Source organism: Serratia sp. GW822-FHT06E05, assembly GCF_058799445.1.
In genome coordinates, this window is the sequence record NZ_JBXALM010000002.1 from 72,460 (window position 1) to 95,245 (window position 22,786).

Genomic DNA, 22,786 nt, shown 5'->3' on the forward strand with positions numbered 1-22,786 from the left:
CAATATGCCCATGAGTGGGGAAATGCCCTTCATCAGCCTGCAGCAGGTCTGCCGACAATATTCATCAGAGGCTGGTGGGCTACAACCTACCGATCTGAATCTGTACTCCGCACAACGCGTTGGATTAGTGGGCTGCTCCGGAGCCGGGAAATCAACGCTGCTTAAGCTGTTGCTGGCGCTAGAAGCGGCGGACGCCGGCCATATTCTGTGCCAGGGCGAGGAAATTCGCCCCGCCCCGGTTCATAGATTGCGCTGGTACCGGCGGTTAGTGCAGTACGTACCTCAGGACGCCCATGCTTCGCTCAACCCTCGCCACAGAGTAGTCGAACTAATTACCGCTCCCTTGCGCCAACTTGGTCCACGTCAGGATTGGGGTATCGCTGCCGAACGGGCTTTGCGACAGGTCGAATTGGATGAAAGCCTGCTGTATGTGCGCGCCGGACAACTTTCCGGCGGGCAGGCGCAACGGGTAGCCCTGGCGCGTGCTATTGCGCTGAAACCCCGTTTTTTACTGGCCGATGAACCGGTCAGCGGCCTGGATTTGCCGCTGCGTCAGCAGATCATCGCCCTGCTCGACCAGATTGCTCGTCAGCAAAATATGGGCATGTTGCTTGTTTCCCACGATATTTCACTGGTTGCCGCCTTATGTCAGCGCACGCTGGTGATGGCATCTGGCGTCATTGTGGAAGACCGCCCCACCCATGAACTGCTTCACGCCCCGAGGCATTCCGCTACCCGCCGTTTGATCGACGCCATTCCGCTGTCGCCGTCCTTTTTCCAGCACTAAAATTTTGAGGAGTTTTGCATGTTCAACCCGCGCTTTATTGGCCCAACCGGCTGCCTGCTCGCCGGCAGTTTGCTGCTCGTCGGCTGCTTTGACCCTGTTGACCCCAAAGAAAGCACCGGCGACGAACGGCGCATTCGACTGGCGATGCTTCAGCCCCCACGCTCTGGGCTCACGCCGTTGAGCGATGACGCGTTTAAACTTTCGCGCTGGAGCACGGCCGAAACGCTGGTGGTGCTGAACGCCGACGGCGACGCTGAACCGGCGCTGGCAACCGAATGGCAACAGCTGGATCAACACCGCTGGCGCTTCATACTACGATCGGGAGTCAATTTCCATGATGGTAGCGCGATGACCCCGGACAGCGTGGTGCGTTCGCTTTCAGCGGCGATGAACGCGGCCCCCAAACCGCGCATTCTTGACGGCGTCGAATTGGCTATCGTCCCAGAAGGTGATAATGCTGTCGTGATCACAACCGCCGTGCCCGATCCGCTCCTCCCGCAGCGGTTGTCCAGCCCACAATTGGCGATCCTCGCCGAACGGGCCTATGGCGCCAACGGGGTGGTTAATCCCTTGCAGGCTGGAACCGGCGCCTTTGTGCTAACAGAGATCAACGGCACCAGTAGCGCACGTTTAAACCGCTTCGACGGCTATTGGGGCGAGAAAGCGGCCGCCCCAGGAATCGACGTCAACTTTGTCCCGGATAGCGCCGCCCGCGCTGCCGCCCTGCGCACCGGCAGCGCCGATTTGGTAGAGGCGCTGCCAGTCTCGCAGTTACCGTTAATTGCGGCAGAATTGATCCACGAAGTACCCATGCCACGCACCAATACGCTGTATCTGAACACCCGGGTCGGTGCTTTCCGCGATCCGGCCATGCGCGCCGCCGCCGCGGCGATCCAGCGTCGCCCGTTGGTGGACAACGTTTACGAAGGCCGCGCCGATATTGCCTCCGGGCTGCTGGGGCCCGCGCTGCCTTGGGCCGCACCGTTGCGACAGCCGCAACCGACTCTGCCGCCAACCACGGTTGAAGGCAAAACCATCACCCTGGCCACCTTCAGCGATCGCGCCGAGCTACCCGAAGTGGCGGTGTATCTGGCGCAGCAACTCAGCGCCGCCGGTTTTGTGGTAAAGCAGGAAGTGCGGGAATATGCGCACATTGAAGCCGACGCGCTGGCGGGTAAATTCGACGCCTTTATCTTGTCGCGAGCCACGGTGCTGGACTCTGGCGATCCACTGGCCTACATGTACAGTGACTTCGCCTGCCGAGGTTCCTTCAATATTGCTCAACTGTGCGATCCGCAGGTGGACGAAGCATTGACTCAGGCCGCAGCCATTCCTGCCGGGCCACAACGACGCCAGGCCATCATCGCGGCAGAAAGCCGCATTATGGCAACCCATGCGGCGATACCCTTGCTGCATGAACGCGTGATCCAGGGGGAAGCTGCCGTAATGAGGGGCGCAGAGCGCGATCCGCGTGAACGCCTGCTGGTGACGCCTCGCAGCTTCATCGCCCCAGAGCAACCTTGATGGAAAAAGCACTACGACTATTGCCACTCGCCTCACGCCTGTTCTCGCTGCTGGGGATGATCGTATTGATTGGCCTGATGCCTTGGCTGTCCGGGCGCGATCCTGCGCTCAGCTTGCTGCGGGCGCGTTCGGGTGAACAAGAGGCTACCCCGGAAGCCCTGAATGCCATTCGTCAGCAATATGGCCTGGACGACGGGCCCTTGCTGCTGCTTGGCCGCTGGTTTCACGGCGTGCTGCGGGGTGATGCCGGCAACTCGTGGATTTCCGGTCGCCCGGTGCTGGAAGGCATGCTGCAGGCCACAGGGGTTTCTCTGACCCTGATGGGTTACGCGCTTGCCGTCGCAGTAGTGGTGGCGATACTGCTGGCGTTGCCAACCCTGTGGCGCGGCCTGCATGGCGAGAACTACCGTCCCGCAGGCGTGTTAGCGGTATCCCTGACCGCACTGCCCGAATTTTTGCTGGCAGCGCTGCTGTTGATCGTTGGCGCCGTCTGGCTGCAGTGGTTTCCGCCCTACGGCTGGCAAAGCCTGCAACATGCCATTCTGCCGGCACTGGCTTTGGGCTTACCGGCCGGCGGCCTGCTGGCGCTGTTGCTCAATGACGGCCTGGCCGCAACCTTCTCCGAACGCTGGTTGCTGACCTGGAACCTTGCCGGCATCGCCCGGCGGCATTGCCTGTTGGCCGTTCTGCGCCGCACGCTGCCTGCACTGCTGCCACAGATCGGTTTAGTGCTGATTGGACTGACCGGCGGCGCGATCGCCGTCGAGAAAGTGTTCGCCATACCGGGACTGGGCCGGGCAACATTGGGGGCCGCCATCGCTCAGGATCTGCCCGCCTTGCAATGCGGTATCCTGATCCTGTTGCTGCTGGCCTTCGGCACCGGTTTCCTGATGCAGGGAGCCCATTACCTGTTGCTGGGCCGAATAGCCGCCTCATTACCCAATTCAACGCCGCCACAGCACAGCAGCCGGGTGAGTTATATTTTTGCCGCCGTCGCGGCGCTGTTGCTGTGTCTGTTAGTGATGAGCGGGATCATCCGCGATCCCTTTTCGTCACTGCATATCCGTCTGCAGCCACCCAGCCTGGATCTGCCCTTTGGCGCAGACGCCACCGGCCGGGACATTCTGGCACGTGTCGCCTACGGGGCACTGAATACCAGCCTGTTGGCGCTGGCAGTCAGCTTCGCTTCGCTGTTCCTGGGGATAGTGCTCGGATTGATGCCTCGCCTGATGTGCGGGATTATTGAGTTGGCCAACGCCACACCACCGATAGTCGCAGGGCTGTTGGTCACCGCTGTCACCGGGCCTTCCCCCTTCGGTGCTGCCTGCGCGGTAATGCTGGTCAGTTGGGCGCCGCTGTCCGCTCATTGCGCTTCGCTGTTGGCTGAAGCCCGCACTCAGCCCTATATCCGCATGTTGCCAGTGTTGGGGATCGGCCGCTGGCGTACCCTGACGCACTACCTTTTGCCGGCGCTGTGGGTTCCCCTGCTGCGCCACGCCATGCTGCGCCTGCCGGGTATTGCGCTGGCGCTGGCGGCGCTGGGTTTTCTTGGCCTGGGGCCACAGCCACCCAGCGCGGAATGGGGGCTGGTATTGGCCGAGGGCATGCCCTATATCGAACGGGCACCGTGGGGCGTTTTGGCGCCAGCGGTAGCTCTGGTGCTGTTGGCAGTGCTGGCTGTCACACTGGCAAATACCGCCGGCAATCGCCGACGCTGACGGCGCATCCTGATCCGGTTTGTAGTAACATTATTTGTATCTCTACCAGCCGGGAGTCCCCCATGCACCATCTGATGTTAGACATAGAAACGCTGGACATAAAACCGAGCGCGGTGATCCTGGTGGTGGCCGCGGTGTTTTTCGATCCCCAAACCGGCCAGCTCGGTGCCGAATTTGAAAATGCCGTCAGCAGCCAAAAAGATCAGCCAGGCAGAACCATCAGCCTGGATACCGTCGCCTGGTGGGCCAAACAGTCGGATGAAGCACGCAAGCTGGCGTTTGGCGGCACGGAGAGCCTCAAGCGCACGCTGACCAATCTGAGTCGCTTTATCCATATGAACAGCACTGACCAGGTTAAAGTCTGGGGCAATGGCAAGGAGTTCGACTGCACTATCCTCGAGCATGCCTTTCAGCAACTGGACATGCCCTGCCCGTGGAAGTTTTGGGACACACAGGACGTGCGTACGGTGATCACTCTGGCCGAATTGCTGGGCTTTAATCCGAAAAAAGAACGGGCATTCGAAGGCACACCGCATCGTGCGCTGGACGACGCCAAACATCAGGCCCGCTACGTGGCGGATACCATCTCCGCACTTTACTATCGCAAAGCCGCGTCGCTATGATTCCAGCAAGTTAGGCATGCCGAAGGTCGGCCGACGTTTTGCCCCTTTCCATTTATCGCCAGAGTCTCTACTCTAGCCCTCTTTGTCACTCGGATGTGCTGTTTTTGTTATGCAAAAATTTCTGTTTCTGCTCCTTAGCCTGGTGCTGCTCGGCCCGCTGGGTATCGATCTTTATCTGCCGACTATCCCGGCCATCGCTCTTGGCCTTAACAGCAGTGAAGCGCTGATTCAGTCCACCATTTCACTGTTCATTTTGGTGCTGGGTCTTGGGCAGATTATCGCCGGGCCGCTGGTGGACAACTACGGCCGCAAACCCGTAGCGCTGGCCGGTATCGTCATCTACATGATTGGTGCCGCCATGGCCGCGCTGGCCACCACACCGACGGTGTTCGTCGCTTCACGTTTGCTGCAGGGCGTAGCGGTCTGCTGTACCGCCGTTGTGGCTTTTAGCGGCGTGCGCGATCGGATGAACGGCGACGACGCGGCTCGCGCCTTCGGCTTCCTCAACGGCACACTTAACATTATTCCCGCACTGGCCCCGCTGCTGGGTGGGTTACTGGCGGAAGCCTTTGGCTGGCGCGCACCTTTCTGGTTCCTGGTGTGTTATGCCCTGGCCGTGCTGGTGTTGATCGCTCTGCGCCTGCCGGAAACCCGCCCGGCAGACACGGTGCGTGTTAAAGGTTTACCGGTACGCCAATATGCCCGCATCCTCAAAGATCGCCGTTTTCTGTCCTTCGCCGTGGTCAACTCCGGCGCGATGGGTATGGCATTGACCTACGTCTCGCTGGCACCCAACGTGCTGATGGGCACCGCCGGCCTCACGCCATTGCAATTCTCTCTGGTGTTTGGTGCCAACGGTTTTTGGATCATGCTGGTGAGTTTCTTCGCCAACCGCATCATTCACAAGGTGGGACGCCCGGTGTGTCTGGCAACCGGGGGAATTCTGATGGGTATCGGATGCGTAGGCCTGCTGCTCGGCGTTACCTGGCTTTCCGGCTCGGCGCAAACTCACTGGCTGGCCTATATGCTGCCCGTCGCCAGCGCCTGCGCGGGCTTAGCCTTCGTGATGGGCCCGGCGACCAGTTATGCGCTTGAGCCTTACTCCAACGAGGCCGGTGTCGCTTCTGCGCTGGTAGGTTTTGTGCAGATGGCCGGCGGCGCAGGCCTGGGTCTGTTGGCGATGGCGCTGCCCTTGCAGCCCAAGCTGTCGCTGGCGCTGGTGATGCTGGTAGGTTGCCTGCTGGCGCTGCACGCACGGCAGCGCAGCAAGCAAATCAAGGGGCAACTGAAGAAAATTGCCTGAGGCTCAGGCCTCGGTAACGATAGGCACTCTGGCGGCCAACGCCGTCAGCAATTCATAGCCCAGCGTGCCTGCCGCGGCAGCGACATCGTCAACCGGCAGGTGCCGCCCCCACAACTCCACTTCAGCACCAATATTGGCATGCGGGCAAGGCGTCAGATCGACCGCCAGCATGTCCATCGACACCGTACCCAGCGTTCGCGTCAGCACGCCATCCACCCAGACCGGCGTGCCCGTTTGCGCATGGCGCGGGTAGCCGTCTGCATAGCCGCAGGCTACCACCCCGATGCGTTGTGCACCTTCGGCGCGATAACGCCAGCCATAGCCAACCTGATCGTTCTGTTTTAGCGTTTGAACACCAATAATTTCGCTGCTCAAGGTCATCGTAGGCTGCAGCCCGCTGTCAGCAATATCCTGCGATTGGCCGCTCGGTGAAGCACCGTAAAGCACAATGCCGGGCCGTACCCAACTGCAGTGGGTTTCCGGGTGCCACAAGGTGGCGGCAGAGTTGGCCAGACAGCGCGGCGCAGTAATGCCCGCCGCCGCTGTCTTAATGGTCGCCATCTGCGCTTCGACGCCCTGTGGACCGTCGGCGGTGGCGAAATGGCTCATTAGCGTCAGGCTGGCAATATTGCTTATCTGCTGAGCTTTCAGCCAAACGGCGTGCAACCGCTCAGGGGCAAAGCCCAGACGGTTCATGCCGCTGTTCACTTTCAGGTAAACATCCAGCGGTGCCGATAGTTTGGCTTCGGCTATCGCCGCCAGTTGCCAATCGCTGTGCACCGACGTCGTTAAACGGTAGCGATCCAGCAGGGCTAAATCCTGCGCTTTGAAAAAACCTTCCAACAGCAAGATCGGTCCTTGCCAACCTGACTCGCGCAGCATAATCGCTTCGGCGAGATCCAACAGGGCAAAACCATCCGTTTGCGCCATGCTACGCCAAACATGTTTAATGCCATGACCATAAGCATTGGCCTTGACCACTGACCAGACTTTGGCACTTGGAGCACAACGACGGACCACTTGCAGGTTATTTTCAAAGGCGCCAAGGTGCAGCGTGGCGGTAATCGGGCGAGGCATGGGAACTCCTACGGGCCTGCGAATGCGGTCACGGACCTACGTCCGCGACCGCAACATTGTCTAATTAAGGTTTTTAACGCGCGTGATGCACATCATTCAAGGGCGCAGTGTAAGCGCTGCGAAATCCGGCGCTGTAGCGCGCTACCGCCAGGTCATCTGACGGAATAGCCGGCGTGATGCCGGAAATCAGATCGGAAAGCAGCTGGCCAGAACCACAGGCCATTGTCCACCCCAGCGTGCCATGCCCGGTATTCAGGAACAGGTTTTTCAGCGAAGTCTTACCGACAATCGGCGTACCGTCCGGCGTCATCGGACGCAAACCGGTCCAGAAAGTAGCTTCCTCCACCCGCCCACCGTTAGGGTAAAGATCGCGTACCACCATCTCTAGCGTCTCGCGGCGTTTTTGTTCGAGCTGGGTATTAAAACCGACAATTTCCGCCATGCCACCGACGCGAATACGCTGGTCGAAACGGGTGATGGCGATTTTGTAAGTTTCATCCAAAACGGTCGAGAATGGTGCCGCGGCCTCATCCGTAATGGGAATGGTCAGTGAGTAGCCTTTCAACGGATACACAGGGATCGAGACCAGATCGCGCAGCAGCGCGGTGGAATACGAACCAAAGGCCACCACGTAGCTGTCGGCCTTGAAGATCTCCCCGCCACATTGCACGCCGCTGATTTTATCCCCTTCCACCAGCAGGCGATCGACGCTGCGGTTATACAGGAAAGTAACGCCCGCTTGCTGGGCCAGCTTGGCCAACTGCTGGGTAAAGAGTTGGCAATCGCCGGTTTCATCGTTTGGCAGTTGCAGACCGCCGGTCAGCTTATGCGCCACCTGCGCCAGCGCAGGTTCGACGGTGGCCAGTTGACTGGCTTCCAACAGTTTGTAAGGCACGCCGGCGTCTTCCAGCACCGCGATGTCCTTGGAGGCGCTTTCAAACTGTTGCTGGGTGCGAAACAGCTGCAGCGTACCGCCCTGACGGCCTTCGTACTGAATGCCGGTTTCCTGGCGCAACGCTTTGATGCAATCGCGGCTGTATTCCGCCAACCGCACCATGCGACCTTTGTTGGTCATGTAGTGTTCGGTGTTGCAGTTTTTCAGCATCTGCCACATCCAGCTCAGCTGGAAACGGCTGCCGTCCAAACGAACCGCCAGCGGCGCATGGCGCTGGAACATCCATTTGATCGCCTTCAACGGTACGCCAGGCGCAGCCCACGGCGCCGCATAGCCCGGTGAGATTTGCCCGGCGTTTGCCGCGCTGGTTTCCATGGCCGGACCAGGCTGACGATCGATTACCGTCACCTCATGCCCCGCCTTCGCCAAATACCAGGCACTGGCAACGCCCACCACCCCACTACCTAAAATTACCACTCGCATCGCTGACTCCAGCTCAAGGCTTCACAAAGCATAATCTTCTGCTCACAGGAAATTAACTCAGTGGAAAAATCCGTCCAACATCTTCATCATCAAACGTGACAACATTCACAATTAATTTATCGTTCATGGCCGGTTCTTTTGCAATAGCTACCTATAAATAGCGATAAGATGTTGTCAAAGGCAGATTTAAGAGCGAAACGGCCCCTATTATGCTGTCATTGACAGCATTGAGAGCACTAAGAAAAGCTACGACGCGCAACAAGGTTTTAACAGAACATAAAAATGAAACAGGCCCACAAAAACAGAATAAAAAACCACTAAAAAGCCATTTCATCGAGATAACATTTCATACGCATCCGCAGCCGCTTCAGCAGAAAAAACTCGCCGTAAAATGCCCCTGTCGTCTCCTGAAGCGGGAAGGCGACGTCAGATCGTTGAATTTTTAAGCTTTATATCATTATTACCTCTGCCCAGATTGAGCTACGATTGATCTAGGGTCTGCCGTTCGAGCAAGGTCCGTAATAACGAGGGTGCGCTGATGACAACTTCAACACATGAAAAGGTCAAGGAAGATAAACGTCTGAGCGATGGACCGGACTGGACGTTCGAGCTGCTGCAGGTGTATCTGGAGCACATCGATCGCGTAGCCAAACATTACAAGCTCGATACCTACCCGCATCAGATCGAGGTGATTACCTCAGAACAGATGATGGACGCCTATTCGAGCGTCGGCATGCCGATTAACTATACCCATTGGTCATTCGGTAAAAAATTCATTGAGACCGAGCAGCGCTACAAACATGGGCAACAGGGGCTGGCCTATGAAATCGTTATCAACTCCAACCCTTGCATCGCCTACCTGATGGAAGAAAATACCATCACCATGCAAGCGCTGGTCATGGCGCACGCCTGCTACGGGCACAACTCGTTTTTCAAAAATAATTACCTGTTCCGCAGTTGGACCGACGCCAGTTCGATCGTCGATTATCTGTTGTTCGCCCGCCACTACATCAGTCAGTGCGAAGAACGCTACGGCGTTGAAGAAGTGGAGAAGCTGCTCGATTCCTGCCACGCGCTGATGAACTACGGCGTGGACCGCTATAAACGCCCGCAGAAGATCTCCCTGGTCGAAGAAAAAGCCCGCCAGAAGAGCCGCGAAGAGTACCTGCAAAGTCAGGTCAATACGCTGTGGAAAACCCTGCCGCGGGTAGAACGCGAAGAGGCGCCTGAACAAGCGCGTCGCTATCCAAGCGAGCCGCAGGAGAACATCCTCTACTTTATGGAGAAAAATGCGCCGCTGCTGGAACCCTGGCAGCGTGAGGTGCTACGCATCGTGCGCAAAGTGAGCCAGTATTTTTATCCGCAAAAACAAACGCAGGTGATGAACGAAGGCTGGGCGACATTCTGGCACTACACCATCCTCAACCATCTTTACGATGAAGGCCGGGTGACCGAACGCTTTATGCTGGAGTTTTTGCACAGCCACACCAACGTGGTGTACCAGCCGCCTTACAATAGTCCTTATTACAACGGGATTAACCCTTACGCGCTGGGCTTTGCCATGTTCCAGGACATCAAGCGCATCTGTCAGTCGCCGACCGAAGAAGATCGCTACTGGTTCCCGGACATTGCCGGTAAAGACTGGCTGGAAACACTGCACTTCGCCATGCGTGATTTTAAGGACGAAAGTTTTATCAGCCAGTTCCTGTCCCCGAAAATCATGCGTGACTTCCGGCTGTTCACCGTGCTCGATGACGATCGCAATAACTATCTGGAGATTGCGGCGATCCATAACGAGGCGGGCTATCGGGCGATCCGTCAGGAGCTGTCGGCGCAATATAACCTGAGCGACCACGAGCCGAACATTCAGATCTGGAATGTGGATTTGCGCGGCGATCGCTCATTGACGTTGCGTTATATTCCACAAGACCGGGCGCCGCTGGACAAAAGCCGGCGTGAGGTGATGAAACACCTGCACCGCCTGTGGGGCTTCGACATTATTCTGGAACAGCTCAACGAGGATGGCAGCGTCGAGCTGCTGGAACGTTGTCCGCCGCGGCCGACTCCTCTGTAGGATTAGAGACCATGACAAAGGGGCGCCACTGGCGCCCCTTTTGCGTAATGCGAGAGGTGAAACTAACGGCGGGCTTCGGTCAGATCGCTCGGCATGGTGCCTTGCATGCTCTGCCAGATGGCCCCGCTGTCTTTACCGTAGTTACGCACGCAATCCATCACCTGATCGTACGACTTTTCATGGCACAGCGTCGACAGCTTGCTGTAGAAAGTCAGCGCCAGCTTGCGGGACTCCGGATTTGAGAAGTAGTAACGACCGACACGGGTGTACAGGCCTTTGAGGCCGTTGAAGATCAGACCGTAAATCGGGTTGCCGGAAGCGAATGCGAGACCGCGGAAAATTTCGTAGTCCAACAGGTTGAAAGCGTCCGCCTGATCTTCCACTTGAGTCGCTTTCGCCAAGACTTCCTGAGCAGCCTCAGGATGATTACGCACCGCTGCGCGAATAAAGATCGCGGCAATATTGGTACGCACCGACAGCAAGTTGTCGATCAACTGTGGAACACTTTTGTGATCGAGGCGTGCCACCGTCTCAAGAATATTGAGGCCGGATGTTTCCCAGAAATTATTTACTTTGGTCGGTTTGCCATGCTGAATGGTCAGCCAGCCATCACGGGCCAGGCGTTGTAAAACTTCGCGTAACGTGGTGCGCGTAACACCAATCAATTCTGAAAGCTCACGCTCCGCGGGCAAAATAGAGCCAGGAGGGAAGCGATTATTCCAGATACTCTCGATAATGTATTCTTCCGCGAAACCGGCAGGACTCTGCGCCTTTATGACCATGTGTTTGACGTTCCGTAGCGACGATAATCAGTAATAGTAGTCGGCTGATCATACCAGATCGCCTTGGCATGACATAGCGTGAGCGAAAAACATTAAACGAAAGTGTGCATAAAGTGGCAAAAAACGTGCAAAAACACCGCGTCAGAGAAATTTCACGTCGTAAAGCAAGCCCGTATTGCTTCTGCCCCTGCGGCATTGTTAGGGTAATATGTGACAACTTATTTTCAGGACGTGTAACGCATAATGGAAACGACTTTACGCAGTGCCCTGGTGAAAAACTTCCTCGGGCAATCACCTGACTGGTACAAACTGGCCATCCTCATCTTCTTGTTGGTCAATCCGCTGGTTTTCTTCCTGGTCGATCCCTTCATCGCGGGTTGGCTGCTGGTCATCGAATTTATCTTCACGCTGGCGATGGCGCTGAAGTGCTATCCCCTGCTGCCGGGCGGCCTGCTGGCCATAGAGGCGGTGTTGATCGGCATGACCAGCCCCGATCGGGTGGGCGAAGAGATTGCCCATAATCTGGAAGTCCTGCTGTTGCTGATCTTTATGGTGGCCGGCATCTACTTTATGAAGCAGCTACTGCTGTTCGTCTTCACCAAGCTGCTGCTCAATATTCGCTCTAAAATACTGCTGTCTTTAGCCTTCTGTTTTGCGGCAGCATTTTTGTCCGCCTTCCTCGATGCACTGACGGTGGTTGCGGTAGTCATCAGCGTCGCAACCGGTTTTTATTCGATTTACCACAACGTGGTGTCGAACCCTTCCGGCGGCGCTGCCGACGTCAACGACGACAGCAACCTGGTAAGCGACGATAACAAACAGACGCTGGAGCAGTTCCGCGCCTTTTTGCGCAGTCTGCTGATGCATGCTGGTGTCGGTACCGCGCTGGGCGGTGTGATGACCATGGTGGGCGAACCGCAGAACCTGATTATCGCCAAAAGCGCCGACTGGGGCTTTGTCGACTTCTTCCTGCGCATGGCGCCCGTCACTTTACCGGTATTGATCTGTGGTCTGCTGGTCTGCCTGCTGCTTGAGCGCTTCGGCGTCTTCGGCTACGGAGCAAAACTACCGGAGCGCGTGCGCGAAGTGCTGACAGAGTTTGACCGCCAGGCGACTGCCGGGCGCAGTAAACAAGAGCAGGTCAAATTAATGGTTCAGGCACTTATCGGCGTTTGGCTGATTGTCGCCCTGGCCTTCCATCTGGCGGAGGTTGGCCTGATTGGCCTGTCGGTGATTATCCTCGCCACTTCCCTGTGTGGCGTAACCGATGAGCACGCCATCGGCAAAGCCTTCCAGGAGGCCTTGCCCTTCACCGCCCTGCTGACGGTATTTTTCACCGTGGTGGCGGTGATCATTGAGCAACACCTGTTTACCCCGGTGATTCAATTCGTTTTGCAGGCGGAACCCTCTTCCCAACTTTCGCTGTTTTATCTGTTCAATGGCTTGCTGTCTTCAGTATCCGACAATGTGTTCGTCGGCACGGTTTACATTAATGAAGCGCGCGCCGCATTTGAAAATGGCGCCATTTCCCTGAAGCAGTTTGAAATGTTAGCGGTCGCCATTAATACCGGGACCAATTTGCCGTCGGTCGCCACGCCGAATGGCCAGGCCGCCTTCCTGTTCTTGCTGACCTCCGCACTGGCCCCCCTGGTACGTTTATCCTATGGGCGAATGGTATGGATGGCATTGCCTTATACTGTGGTATTAACCCTGGTTGGTCTGTTGTGCGTACAATTTACCCTGGCGCCCGTGACCGACCTGCTGACCCAGTGGCATTGGCTGACGCTGCCGTCGCTCGAAGCCGCTGCACACTAACTCTGTAAACCCGCTCCGCTGTCAGCGACTATTTTTGTGCTGAATCCGGCTCAGGTGGCTGGCAGCGGGGTTGAATTGGTTTACACTGCCAGTTCAATTGCTTACTGCATGGAAGAATAAATATATGTTGCAATTCTTTAACCGCTGCTCACAGGGGCGCGGTGCTTGGCTGTTGATGGCCCTGACTGCGCTGGCGCTGGAATTAGTCGCACTCTACTTTCAGCATGTAATGCTGCTGCAACCCTGTGTCATGTGCATTTACGAACGTTGCGCGCTGTTTGGTATTCTCGGCGCCTCGCTGCTGGGTGCCATCGCGCCGAAAACGCCGTTGCGTTATGCCGCTATTCTGCTGTGGATTTACAGTGCCTGGGAAGGCCTGCAGCTGGCGTGGAAACACACCATGATCCAACTGCACCCTTCGCCGTTTAATACCTGCGATTTCTTCGTCAGCTTCCCGTCCTGGCTGCCGCTGGACAAATGGCTGCCTGCGGTGTTCCACGCATCAGGCGACTGTTCGGTACGCCAATGGGAATTCTTGACGCTGGAAATGCCGCAGTGGCTGGTTGGCATCTTTGCAGCTTATTTGTTGATTGCTATCGTTGTGCTGCTGGCACAATTTGTCCGCCCACGCCGCCGCGATCTGTTTGGCCGCTGAGCATGACAGCATGAAAAACGGCGCCTCAGGGCGCCGTTTTTCATCGAGTGACTGATGATCTTCAGAGGTAATGCGAGATTAGGTATGTGTAAAGTAATAAACGAGCACTATTAGTGCTCCAGCTATGGCAAACAGGCGTATCATTTTCATTATTTTACTCTCGAAACTTAGCGTGAGAGCGCTCAAACTACCTAACATCAGGTTTAAAAAGAAGCATCTGGGCAGGATTTGACGCGTAATTTACATAACATTAAGTTAGAAGAGTAAAATGTCTTATCTACGAAAGCCTCGCTTCACTTTTTCGGTCTTACCTCACAAAAATACTGGCGCAACGATTTTCCTCGCCACTCACTTCATACAAAAAAATTCATCATAGCGATGCATTATTGCATCGATATTTTGATGAAGTTTTATCAGAGAATCCCTATAATATCCGCAAGTTAATATTTAACGATTTCCCTGGTGTTGTTGTGTGTCTTGCCCCTCATCTTTGCAGGGGCTTTTTTCCTTATCTCGCCCAGCTCGGTTTGTTCAAGATGTGATCCTGCCAGTCCACCACTTCACTTTCCCGCACCGCAATATGTCGTACCGTAATACGCTCACCGTGCATCGCAGCTTTAGAACCGCTGACCAGCGGGTGCCACGCAAACAGCGGCTTGCCTTCACCAATCAAACGGTATGCGCAGGTCGGCGGCAGCCAATCGAAGGTGGTGAGGTTTTCACGCGTCAGTTTGATGCAGTCCTCTTCCAGCTCAAAGCGGCGCTCATAGTTGCGGCACTGGCACGACTTAATATTCAGCTGGTTACAGGCTACGTTGGTGAAATAAATCTCGTCGGTATCTTCGTCGATCAGCTTATTCAGACAGCATTGCCCACAACCGTCGCACAGCGATTCCCACTCTTGTTCTGACATTTCCGCCAGCGTTTTTTGTTGCCAAAAAGGGGTTTGTGACATATTCGCGTCCGGTATAGGTAAATGAATAGATAACCTGCAAGCAGGTTTTGAGGGTGCACTATATAGATATCCCAGCCAAATGGAAAGGCTGAAAACACAATATAATCATAGCGATAACAATATGTTCGCTTAAAAAAAACGCTATTTAAAACAACGATATTCAACATTTTCGGCCAGTATTATCAGGCCGTTACCCTTGATGCTGAAAGGGATAAAAACACCAGGCATATCGTCTAATTATACGTACAAAACTCAGGTCTATCATCCTTTCGTTTCCCCCTCATCCATATCCCTGTTCATCATTATTCACGGATAAGATTCATCTCATAAAGCACATTTTGCCGCCAAGAAGCGCATATCCCTGCTATGTTTAATGTTCGCCTTTTGAATGAAGATAAGGAACCAAGTATGTTTGGGAAAGCAGAAGACAAAGTAAATGAAGCTGCCGGCGCCGTTGAAGAAGCTTTTGGTAAAGCAACGGACTCACCGGATCATCAAGTCAAAGGCGCAGCCCGCAAATATGCCTCTCAGGCCAGTTACGCGGCTCGAGATGCTGCCGATACGGTGCGGACTCAGGTTGAATCTAACCCACTGGCCGGCGTAGCTATCGCCGCCGCCGTCGGGATTGTTTTCGGTTTCTTGCTGGGCCGTAAATAAGCGTTTTGACCTATCGTCACCGAAAAAAAAGGCCCTGCGGGGCCTTTTTTATTGCGCTTTATCCAAGTTTCAAATCACGCGTGTGGTCAGTGATTTACCGTTGAGGGTGACTTTCAGCATGTCGCCAGAGCTCATCGGGCCGACGCCCTGCGGCGTGCCGGTAAGGATAATGTCGCCTGCGCGCAACGTGAAAAAGCGGCTCATATAGCTGATCAGCGGCAGGATCGGCGTGATCATGTCACGAGTATTGCCTTGTTGGCGCACCTGGTCATTGACCGTCAGGGACAGCTCCGCATTTTGCGGATCGCCAAACTCCACTACCGGTATAAACCCGGATATCGGGCAAGAACCGTCGAAACCCTTGGCTTTTTCCCAAGGCTGCCCCGCCTTCTTGAAGCCCGCCTGCAGTTCCCGCAGCGTCAGATCAAGCGCAACACCGTATCCGGCGATGGCACGCGCCACGCGATCTTCATTAGCCTGCTTTAGCGGCGTACCGATCAGCACAGCCAGCTCCACTTCATGATGTACCGAACCAAACTCTTTGGGGATCGCCACCGGCTGGCGAATATCGCACAGCGCCGTTTCAGGCTTGATAAACACTACCGGCTCTGCCGAGGTTGCACTGCCCATTTCCTTGATGTGATCGGCGTAATTACTGCCGACGCAAACCACTTTATTTACCGGAAAATCAAGTAATGAACCCTGCCAGTCTCTATGTTGATACATACCGCCTCTCCCTACAATCATGTAGGGGCTTAGCATGCTAAGCCCGTTATTCCACGCGCTGGTGGAGGCACCGCAGCCTTTTTCTATTGCCCGATACCGTCAGCCATCATACCCACACCGATCGCAAAATAGTAAGAGCGATTCCAGTGCATAATCGTGCGGAAATTATCATAAACCAGGAATGCCCGGCCCTGCATGTCATCCGGTGTGATCAGCCAACTTCGCAGGCTGGAATGCGGCAGCGCTGAACCATCCGGACGCCGCACCCCGCGTTTTTGCCATTCATTGACGCTGTGCGCCTGGCTATCCTTTAGCCCCAGAGCCTCGGTGCTGAACCCGGTAGGCAACCTGACCTCTCTGCCCCAACCCACACCACGCTGCCAGCCTTCGCTCGACAGATAGCGGGCCGTAGAGGCAAAGACATCGTCAACGTTGTTCCAGATATCAATGCGGCCGTCACCGTCGCCGTCCGCAGCATAGTTAAGGAACGACGTCGGCATAAATTGGCATTGCCCCATGGCACCGGCCCAGGAGCCTTTCAACTGCTCGCGGCTGACATGACCCTGCTCGAGGATTTGCAGCGCCGCCATCAGCTGTTGACTGAAGAACGCCTCGCGTCGCCCTTCAAAAGCCAAGGTGGCGAGCGCAGATATCACATCTTCACGCCCCTGGATTTTGCCGAAGGCGCTTTCCATGCCCCAGAGTGCCACGACATAACGTCCCGGCACGCCGTAGTGCGCGGTGAGCCGCGAAAGCTTAGGATGATACTGCTGATATAGCGCACGGCCTTGTGCGATCTTGGCGGGTGGCAATACGCGTTTGAGGTAGTCGTCCAGCGTGATTTTCTTTTCCGGCTGATTACGGTCAGCCTTGATCACCCGATCGACAAAATGCACGTCGGTGAAAGCACTGTCGACAATCGCCGGGCTGATCCCCTGCGCCAGCGCCTGGCGTTTTAACTGTTCAACGTAGGCCGGGAACTGCGCAGGATCGCGACCCGTTTCAGAGAGTCGGCTCTGAGCCGCAGGAGTAGCTGTGCCCGACGAAGCTTCCGACGCCGATGTGGCCCCTTGCGCCATCGCCTGCTGACTGACTGTGCATCCTAACGTCAACAGCGTCGATAGCAGGGTTATTGCCGACAATCTCATCACGCGGCTCCTTTATCAGTTTTGAGCGCTTCCAGCCTCTCCTACATCTTCGCAGGTTATTTTTTGTCGCCAGACAAATGCTGGTTTAATAAATTTTCCAACGGCGGGGGGACCTGAAGATAAAACCCTTCTTCTTTCAGGGCTTCTTTCACTTTCTCAATATCCGCCGAGGCTAACTTTTCCCGCCCTTCAAGGGAAAGCACCATTGCCAATTGCGGCGTACCGAAACTTTTCATCAGATCTTCCGGCACACGGGAGAAATCGTCTTTTTTTTCGACATAAAGATAAGTTTGATCGCGTTTAGAACTTCTATAGATCACACAAAGCATGTTTTTAACTCTATTTAATTGGGGCAGCGTCTTGCCTGGATATAACTCTGACTATAACATGCTTATAGTACTTCGGAATATCGCACCCCGATTGGTATTCCGGGGATTTAAAGTTGCTGAGACTGAGTCAGGATAGATGTCACAATCGCCAATTGAGCTAAAAGGCAGCAGTTTTACCCTATCGGTTGTTCATTTGCATAATTCGGAACCCGAGGTAATACGTCAGGCGTTACTGGAAAAAGTAGAGCAAGCGCCCGCTTTTTTGAAAAACGCCCCTGTTGTTATCAACGTTGCAACGCTGAACGGCGACGCAAACTGGAAAGAACTTCAACAGGCTGTCACGGCAGCAGGTCTGCGCGTTGTGGGTATCAGCGGTTGCAGAGATGAGCGGCAGAAACGCGCAATAACCCGTGCCGGGCTGCCGTTGCTGAACGAAGGCAAAGGCCAAAAGATGGCCACACCGGAACCGGCGCCTGCGCCAGCCCCGGTGGTGGATCCCAACGCCCCCGCCAAGACGCGCATCATCAGTACCCCTGTCCGTTCCGGCCAACAAATTTATGCCCGCAACAGCGATCTGATAGTGACCAGCAGCGTTAGCGCCGGCGCTGAATTAATTGCCGATGGCAACATTCACGTCTACGGCATGATGCGCGGTCGTGCGCTGGCCGGTGCATCAGGTGATACACAGTGCCAGATTTTTTGCACGCACCTGGGTGCTGAGCTAGTCTCTATCGCAGGGCAGTACTGGTTGAGCGACCAAATCCCGTCCGACTATGTCGGGCAGGCAGTACGACTCAGCCTGTTGGATAACGCTTTAACCATACAACCTTTAAATTAAGCCCTTTTGACAAGGAATCCATTTCATGGCACGCATTATTGTTGTTACATCGGGTAAAGGGGGCGTTGGCAAGACCACTTCAAGCGCGGCCATCGCTACCGGTTTAGCCCAAAAAGGAAAGAAAACCGTAGTGATCGATTTCGATATCGGCCTGCGTAATCTTGACCTGATCATGGGCTGCGAACGCCGGGTTGTTTACGATTTCGTTAACGTGATTCAGGGTGATGCCACACTGAATCAGGCGTTGATCAAAGACAAGCGCACCGAAAATCTGTTTATCCTGCCAGCTTCGCAAACGCGTGACAAAGACGCGTTAACCCGCGAAGGCGTTGAGAAGATCCTCAACGACCTGGGCGAAATGGATTTTGATTTTGTGGTTTGTGACTCTCCGGCGGGCATCGAAACCGGCGCACTGATGGCGCTGTATTTTGCTGATGAAGCCATCATCACCACCAACCCGGAAGTCTCCTCAGTACGTGACTCTGACCGTATTCTGGGCATTTTGTCTTCCAAATCTCGCCGTGCCGAGAGAGGCGAATCGCCAATCAAGGAACACCTGCTGCTGACCCGCTACAACCCAGGTCGCGTCAGCCGTGGCGACATGCTGAGCATGGAAGACGTGCTGGAAATTCTGCGCATTCCATTGGTCGGCGTTATCCCGGAAGACCAATCCGTACTGCGCGCATCCAACCAGGGTGAACCGGTGATCCTCGACGCCGAGTCGGATGCCGGCAAAGCCTATGACGATACCGTTAGCCGCCTGTTAGGGGAAGAACGCCCCTTCCGCTTCATTGAAGAAGAGAAGAAGGGTTTCCTGAAACGCCTTTTTGGGGGATAAACCATGGCATTACTAGACTTCTTTCTGTCCCGCAAAAAGCAGACAGCCAATATAGCCAAGGAACGGCTGCAGATTATCGTCGCAGAGCGTCGTCGCGGGGACAGTGAGCCCCCGTATCTGCCTGATTTGAAACGCGATATTCTGGCGGTAATTTGCAAATATATTCAAATCGACCCTGAAATGCTGCACGTGCAGTTTGAGCAGAAAGGGGATGATATTTCGGTACTCGAACTCAACGTGACATTACCGGAATCGGAAGAAGTAACTAAATGAGTGTGACGCACTAATTACCCCCTGTATATTTTCTTGCAGGGGGTAACTGTATGCATAACCAGTTATTGAGATAAAAAACGCCTAATAATCGTTTTTAGCCTTTGGGATTAATCTCAATTAATCTTGCGTCACTGTTGTTTAAAGTAAATGCTGTCGGTAAGTGTTGTTATGGTTATTTCTAATAAATAATCGGAGCAGCGTTTCCTTACCCTGCCCCAAGTTTTACCACTCGATTAATAATCCTTCAAAATAGCCTGCAGTGGCGCCGCCAATAAATCACCGCGCCAACCGCTGATTAATTCTGGCAGGCTGTCAGCACCCTTCAATTTCCAATGCCAATTCAGCAGTTGGTTAATCTGTCGGCGCGATGCCAGTAATTCACTGCTCAACCCGCTTTGCTCACTGACAATGACGATCGCCGCCTTGATATCCTTGAACACTTTCTTGTAGCCCGGCTGATCGATCAGGTTCGACAGCGGTGCTGGCAGTGCAGCCTCATCCAGCTCATTAGCCTCTGCCACCAGCGCCAACAGCGTTTTACCGTGATAACGAATTTCCGGACCGCTCAGGCCCAGAGAGTCCAATTCCCCCAGCGATGTCGGCATATGTCGCGCCACCTGCCAAAGGTTTTCCTCACGTACCACGAAGTTTACCGCCAGATCGCGCTCACGCGCCTGACGCAGGCGCCATTCAGCCAGCTTCTGCAAGCAGCCCAACTGACGCGGACGCAGTTGCCAGGCATTGGTGATTTCACGGTAGGCCAATTCTGGCGCCAGCGTCTCGCTACGGCGTTGGCATAGCAACAGGCATTCATTATTAGCGGCAGCCGTCCAACCGGCCTCTTCCGTCTCCTGAACCAGGCGTTTGGCCATCGGCAGCAGATAGAACACGTCAGCCGCCGCATAGACGCACTGTTTTTCCGTCAGCGGACGCGCCAGCCAGTCGGTGCGGGCTTCGCTTTTATCCAACTCCACCTGCATATACTCCGCCACCAGGGTCGCAAAACCGCAAGACAGCGGTCGACCGGTGAAGGCCGCCAGAATTTGGGTGTCCACCATCGGAGTCGGCAGCGTTTTGAACGCGTTGAGGAACACTTCCAGATCCTCACTGCCGGCGTGCAGGAACTTCACAATCTGAGTATTACTCAGCAGCTCGATAAACGGCTGCCATTGCTTGATTGGCAGGGGGTCAATCAGGGAGAGTTGTTCACCGTCGTATAACTGAATCAGGCCTAACTGCGGATAATAGGTGCGCGTTCTGACAAATTCGGTGTCCAGCGCTATCTGGGCATGCTTTTTCGCCTGCTCGCAGACCTGCTGCAATCCGGCATCGGTAGTGATCAACTGATAGTTCAAAACGTCATTCTCTTGGTCGCTTTTATGATTCAAACACAACAACGCCGGCATTCACCGGCGTTGTTGATCTGTAAGGCGTGGATGATAACCTAGGCGGCATCGGCCGCTGCAGGTTTTTTCTGCTCATCACGCAGTTCTCGCCGCAAAATTTTACCGACGTTAGACTTCGGCAACTCGTCACGGAACTCAACAATTTTAGGCACTTTATACCCGGTAAGCTGCCGACGACAATGGGTCAACAGTTCTTCTTTGGTCAGCGAAGCGTCTTTCTTCACCACGCAAATTTTAACCGTCTCACCGGTTACCTCATTCGGCACGCCAATCGCCGCGCATTCCAATACTTTCGGATGCTGACTGACCACGTCTTCAATCTCGTTCGGGTATACGTTAAACCCGGAAACCAGGATCATGTCCTTCTTCCGGTCGACGACGCGGACAAAGCCCATATCGTCCACTGTAACGATATCGCCGGTCGCGAGCCAGCCATCTTTCAATACTTCATCGGTGGCATCCGGCCGCTGCCAGTAGCCTAACATAACTTGCGGTCCTTTGACCCACAGTTCACCCGGCTCACCAACCGGCACGTCCTGACCGTTATCGTCCACCAGCCGAATATCCGTCGAGGGTACAGGCAAACCGATACTGCCGCTGTAGTGTTTCAGATCGTAAGGGTTACCGGAGACCAGCGGCGCGCATTCCGTCAGGCCGTATCCTTCCAGCAAGTGCTTACCGGTGGTTTTCTCCCACTTGTCCGCCACCGATTTCTGTACTGACATGCCGCCGCCGACGGAAAAACGCAGGGTGGAGAAATCCAGCTTGTGGAAGTCCTCGTTGTTCAATAGCGCATTGAACAGGGTGTTCACCCCACTCATGGCGGTGAACGGATATTTGCCCAGCTCTTTCACCAGCCCTGGAATGTCGCGTGGGTTGGTGATCAGCAAATTGCGCCCACCCAAATCGATAAACAGCAGGCAGTTCACCGTCAGCGCGAAAATGTGATACAGCGGCAGCGCCGTTACCACCAACTCCTGCCCTTCACGAAACAGCGGCAAATAGGCAGCTTTGGCCTGCTCCAGGTTAGCCTGCATATTACGGTGTGTCAGCATCGCGCCTTTGGCCACGCCGGTAGTCCCACCGGTATACTGCAGGAACGCCAGATCGGTGTTGATAATATCGGGTTTAACATACTGTTGGCGACGCCCGCGCTGGAGCGCACTGCGAAAAGAAACCGCCGCCGGTAGATGATATTTCGGCACCAGCCGCTTGATGTATTTGACGACGAAGTTAACCAGCGTGCCTTTGGCGGCGGAGAGCTGATCGCCCATACGCGTCAGGATCACATGCTTGACCTGGGTGTTGAACACCACTTTTTCCAGCGTATGAGCAAAGTTGGAGACGATCACAATGGCACTTGCGCCACTGTCGTTCAGTTGATGTTCCAATTCACGTGGCGTATACAGCGGGTTAACGTTCACCACCACCATACCCGCACGTAAGATACCAAACAGCGCGATGGGATACTGCAACAGGTTCGGCATCATCAGAGCAACGCGGTCGCCTTTCTGCAGCCCCAGCTCATTTTGCAGGTAAGCCGCGAAAGCCCGACTACGTTCTTCCAGCTTGCGGTAGGTCATCACCTCACCCATGTTAATGAAAGCCGGTTGATCTGCGTAGCGCTGAACCGCATTTTCAAACATTTCGACCAAAGATGAATAACGATCGGCGTCGATCTCTGCCGGAACATCCGCCGGGTAACGTTTTAACCAGACCTTATCCAAGGTATTACTCCTGAAATTATTATTCATTATCATCATCGCAGCCCCCAAATATGCAGCCAAACCATAACAATATTTTAACTCAGCAGACCAGTTTGAGTTTTAAACAATATTCAGGTTGCGATGTACGTCACTAATTGGCGGTCATTCCCTACG

At 55.0% G+C, this 22,786-nt stretch carries 21 protein-coding genes; 12 read left to right on the forward strand and 9 right to left on the reverse strand.

Going from position 1 to position 22,786, the window contains the following annotated elements; translation table 11 throughout:
* The first annotated feature begins 4 nt into the window (after positions 1-4).
* The 5 genes from AC1RKC_RS07920 (at position 5) to AC1RKC_RS07940 (ending at position 5,955) form a co-directional block, all read left to right on the forward strand.
* Positions 5-787, forward strand: coding sequence for an ABC transporter ATP-binding protein (locus tag AC1RKC_RS07920; RefSeq protein ID WP_373417535.1), 783 nt, complete (start codon positions 5-7; stop codon positions 785-787).
* A gap of 18 nt (positions 788-805) precedes the next feature.
* A complete protein-coding gene (locus AC1RKC_RS07925) occupies positions 806-2,311 on the forward strand; it encodes an ABC transporter substrate-binding protein (RefSeq protein WP_493092378.1) in 1,506 nt (501 codons plus the stop codon).
* Positions 2,311-4,029, forward strand: a complete 1,719-nt coding sequence (locus AC1RKC_RS07930; protein WP_258089575.1) for an ABC transporter permease subunit — start codon at positions 2,311-2,313, stop codon at positions 4,027-4,029. Before AC1RKC_RS07925 ends, AC1RKC_RS07930 begins: the two co-directional genes overlap by 1 nt.
* Before the next feature lie 62 nt (positions 4,030-4,091).
* Positions 4,092-4,652, forward strand: coding sequence for a 3'-5' exonuclease (locus tag AC1RKC_RS07935; protein ID WP_046373357.1), 561 nt, complete (start codon positions 4,092-4,094; stop codon positions 4,650-4,652).
* Positions 4,653-4,761: 109 nt separating this feature from the next.
* The gene (locus AC1RKC_RS07940) at positions 4,762-5,955 is read left to right on the forward strand and encodes a multidrug effflux MFS transporter (protein ID WP_020827230.1); all 1,194 of its coding nucleotides are present in this window, start codon (positions 4,762-4,764) and stop codon (positions 5,953-5,955) included.
* A 3-nt stretch (positions 5,956-5,958) separates the two neighbouring features.
* On the opposite strand, the gene dadX is transcribed toward AC1RKC_RS07940, so the two are convergent.
* Positions 5,959-7,032 (reverse strand): catabolic alanine racemase DadX, encoded by a 1,074-nt coding sequence (gene dadX / locus AC1RKC_RS07945; RefSeq protein WP_116690322.1) that lies wholly within the window; start codon positions 7,030-7,032, stop codon positions 5,959-5,961.
* 73 nt (positions 7,033-7,105) lie between these two features.
* Positions 7,106-8,410, reverse strand: coding sequence for a D-amino acid dehydrogenase (locus AC1RKC_RS07950; RefSeq protein WP_046373355.1), 1,305 nt, complete (start codon positions 8,408-8,410; stop codon positions 7,106-7,108).
* A gap of 538 nt (positions 8,411-8,948) precedes the next feature.
* Here AC1RKC_RS07950 and AC1RKC_RS07955 point away from each other — a divergent pair.
* Positions 8,949-10,484, forward strand: a complete 1,536-nt coding sequence (locus AC1RKC_RS07955) for a SpoVR family protein (RefSeq protein WP_020827233.1) — start codon at positions 8,949-8,951, stop codon at positions 10,482-10,484.
* A gap of 62 nt (positions 10,485-10,546) precedes the next feature.
* On the opposite strand, the gene fadR is transcribed toward AC1RKC_RS07955, so the two are convergent.
* Positions 10,547-11,266, reverse strand: a complete 720-nt coding sequence (gene fadR / locus AC1RKC_RS07960) for a fatty acid metabolism transcriptional regulator FadR (RefSeq protein WP_020827234.1) — start codon at positions 11,264-11,266, stop codon at positions 10,547-10,549.
* Positions 11,267-11,509: 243 nt separating this feature from the next.
* Here fadR and nhaB point away from each other — a divergent pair, with 243 nt between their 5' ends.
* Positions 11,510-13,081 (forward strand): sodium/proton antiporter NhaB, encoded by a 1,572-nt coding sequence (gene nhaB, locus AC1RKC_RS07965; RefSeq protein ID WP_493092376.1) that lies wholly within the window; start codon positions 11,510-11,512, stop codon positions 13,079-13,081.
* A gap of 124 nt (positions 13,082-13,205) precedes the next feature.
* Positions 13,206-13,736, forward strand: coding sequence for a disulfide bond formation protein DsbB (gene dsbB / locus AC1RKC_RS07970; protein WP_020827236.1), 531 nt, complete (start codon positions 13,206-13,208; stop codon positions 13,734-13,736).
* Between the two features lie 508 nt (positions 13,737-14,244).
* Here the strand turns inward: dsbB and ycgN are convergent.
* Positions 14,245-14,691, reverse strand: a complete 447-nt coding sequence (gene ycgN / locus AC1RKC_RS07975; protein WP_020827237.1) for a cysteine cluster protein YcgN — start codon at positions 14,689-14,691, stop codon at positions 14,245-14,247.
* Between the two features lie 408 nt (positions 14,692-15,099).
* Between ycgN and AC1RKC_RS07980 the strand changes: the two genes are divergently transcribed.
* Positions 15,100-15,348: a CsbD family protein gene (locus tag AC1RKC_RS07980; protein WP_012145476.1), complete on the forward strand. Its 249-nt coding sequence runs from the start codon at positions 15,100-15,102 to the stop codon at positions 15,346-15,348.
* A gap of 69 nt (positions 15,349-15,417) precedes the next feature.
* Here the strand turns inward: AC1RKC_RS07980 and AC1RKC_RS07985 are convergent, their stop codons facing one another.
* The 3 genes from AC1RKC_RS07985 to AC1RKC_RS07995 all read right to left on the reverse strand — a co-directional run bounded on the left by AC1RKC_RS07985 (position 15,418) and on the right by AC1RKC_RS07995 (position 17,551).
* Positions 15,418-16,074: a fumarylacetoacetate hydrolase family protein gene (locus AC1RKC_RS07985; protein ID WP_493092374.1), complete on the reverse strand. Its 657-nt coding sequence runs from the start codon at positions 16,072-16,074 to the stop codon at positions 15,418-15,420.
* A gap of 83 nt (positions 16,075-16,157) precedes the next feature.
* Positions 16,158-17,222, reverse strand: coding sequence for a lytic murein transglycosylase (locus tag AC1RKC_RS07990; protein ID WP_261135447.1), 1,065 nt, complete (start codon positions 17,220-17,222; stop codon positions 16,158-16,160).
* 56 nt (positions 17,223-17,278) lie between these two features.
* Entirely contained in the window at positions 17,279-17,551 is a 273-nt protein-coding gene (locus AC1RKC_RS07995; RefSeq protein ID WP_020827240.1) for a YcgL domain-containing protein, read from the reverse strand.
* Between the two features lie 136 nt (positions 17,552-17,687).
* On the opposite strand from AC1RKC_RS07995, the gene minC reads away from it, so the two are divergent.
* The 3 genes from minC to minE are packed head-to-tail and all read left to right on the forward strand — an operon-like array spanning position 17,688 to position 19,500.
* Complete coding sequence (minC, locus tag AC1RKC_RS08000) at positions 17,688-18,389, forward strand: septum site-determining protein MinC (protein WP_020827241.1); 702 nt, start codon at positions 17,688-17,690, stop codon at positions 18,387-18,389.
* Positions 18,390-18,414: 25 nt separating this feature from the next.
* On the forward strand, positions 18,415-19,227 hold the full coding sequence (gene minD, locus AC1RKC_RS08005) for a septum site-determining protein MinD (RefSeq protein WP_020827242.1): 813 nt from the start codon (positions 18,415-18,417) through the stop codon (positions 19,225-19,227).
* A 3-nt stretch (positions 19,228-19,230) separates the two neighbouring features.
* Positions 19,231-19,500, forward strand: coding sequence for a cell division topological specificity factor MinE (gene minE, locus AC1RKC_RS08010; protein ID WP_012145482.1), 270 nt, complete (start codon positions 19,231-19,233; stop codon positions 19,498-19,500).
* A 233-nt stretch (positions 19,501-19,733) separates the two neighbouring features.
* Here the strand turns inward: minE and rnd are convergent, their stop codons facing one another.
* Together rnd and fadD are read right to left on the reverse strand one after the other, a co-directional pair.
* Positions 19,734-20,855: a ribonuclease D gene (rnd, locus tag AC1RKC_RS08015; protein WP_041415435.1), complete on the reverse strand. Its 1,122-nt coding sequence runs from the start codon at positions 20,853-20,855 to the stop codon at positions 19,734-19,736.
* A gap of 89 nt (positions 20,856-20,944) precedes the next feature.
* The gene (gene fadD / locus AC1RKC_RS08020; protein WP_046373352.1) at positions 20,945-22,633 is read right to left on the reverse strand and encodes a long-chain-fatty-acid--CoA ligase FadD; all 1,689 of its coding nucleotides are present in this window, start codon (positions 22,631-22,633) and stop codon (positions 20,945-20,947) included.
* Positions 22,634-22,786: the final 153 nt, after the last annotated feature.

What these genes read in the sequence shown, in the direction of transcription:
- minE (WP_012145482.1), top strand. Translation starts at nt 19,231, where the DNA reads ATGGCATTACTAGACTTCTTTCTGTCCCGCAAAAAGCAGACAGCCAAT.
- AC1RKC_RS07955 (WP_020827233.1), top strand. Translation starts at nt 8,949, where the DNA reads ATGACAACTTCAACACATGAAAAGGTCAAGGAAGATAAACGTCTGAGC.
- dadX (WP_116690322.1), bottom strand. Translation starts at nt 7,032, where the DNA reads ATGCCTCGCCCGATTACCGCCACGCTGCACCTTGGCGCCTTTGAAAAT.
- minD (WP_020827242.1), top strand. Translation starts at nt 18,415, where the DNA reads ATGGCACGCATTATTGTTGTTACATCGGGTAAAGGGGGCGTTGGCAAG.
- AC1RKC_RS07925 (WP_493092378.1), top strand. Translation starts at nt 806, where the DNA reads ATGTTCAACCCGCGCTTTATTGGCCCAACCGGCTGCCTGCTCGCCGGC.
- AC1RKC_RS07950 (WP_046373355.1), bottom strand. Translation starts at nt 8,410, where the DNA reads ATGCGAGTGGTAATTTTAGGTAGTGGGGTGGTGGGCGTTGCCAGTGCC.
- AC1RKC_RS07930 (WP_258089575.1), top strand. Translation starts at nt 2,311, where the DNA reads ATGGAAAAAGCACTACGACTATTGCCACTCGCCTCACGCCTGTTCTCG.
- AC1RKC_RS07920 (WP_373417535.1), top strand. Translation starts at nt 5, where the DNA reads ATGCCCATGAGTGGGGAAATGCCCTTCATCAGCCTGCAGCAGGTCTGC.
- AC1RKC_RS07940 (WP_020827230.1), top strand. Translation starts at nt 4,762, where the DNA reads ATGCAAAAATTTCTGTTTCTGCTCCTTAGCCTGGTGCTGCTCGGCCCG.
- dsbB (WP_020827236.1), top strand. Translation starts at nt 13,206, where the DNA reads ATGTTGCAATTCTTTAACCGCTGCTCACAGGGGCGCGGTGCTTGGCTG.
- AC1RKC_RS07990 (WP_261135447.1), bottom strand. Translation starts at nt 17,222, where the DNA reads ATGAGATTGTCGGCAATAACCCTGCTATCGACGCTGTTGACGTTAGGA.
- AC1RKC_RS07980 (WP_012145476.1), top strand. Translation starts at nt 15,100, where the DNA reads ATGTTTGGGAAAGCAGAAGACAAAGTAAATGAAGCTGCCGGCGCCGTT.
- AC1RKC_RS07995 (WP_020827240.1), bottom strand. Translation starts at nt 17,551, where the DNA reads ATGCTTTGTGTGATCTATAGAAGTTCTAAACGCGATCAAACTTATCTT.
- minC (WP_020827241.1), top strand. Translation starts at nt 17,688, where the DNA reads ATGTCACAATCGCCAATTGAGCTAAAAGGCAGCAGTTTTACCCTATCG.
- ycgN (WP_020827237.1), bottom strand. Translation starts at nt 14,691, where the DNA reads ATGTCACAAACCCCTTTTTGGCAACAAAAAACGCTGGCGGAAATGTCA.
- AC1RKC_RS07935 (WP_046373357.1), top strand. Translation starts at nt 4,092, where the DNA reads ATGCACCATCTGATGTTAGACATAGAAACGCTGGACATAAAACCGAGC.
- AC1RKC_RS07985 (WP_493092374.1), bottom strand. Translation starts at nt 16,074, where the DNA reads ATGTATCAACATAGAGACTGGCAGGGTTCATTACTTGATTTTCCGGTA.
- fadR (WP_020827234.1), bottom strand. Translation starts at nt 11,266, where the DNA reads ATGGTCATAAAGGCGCAGAGTCCTGCCGGTTTCGCGGAAGAATACATT.
- nhaB (WP_493092376.1), top strand. Translation starts at nt 11,510, where the DNA reads ATGGAAACGACTTTACGCAGTGCCCTGGTGAAAAACTTCCTCGGGCAA.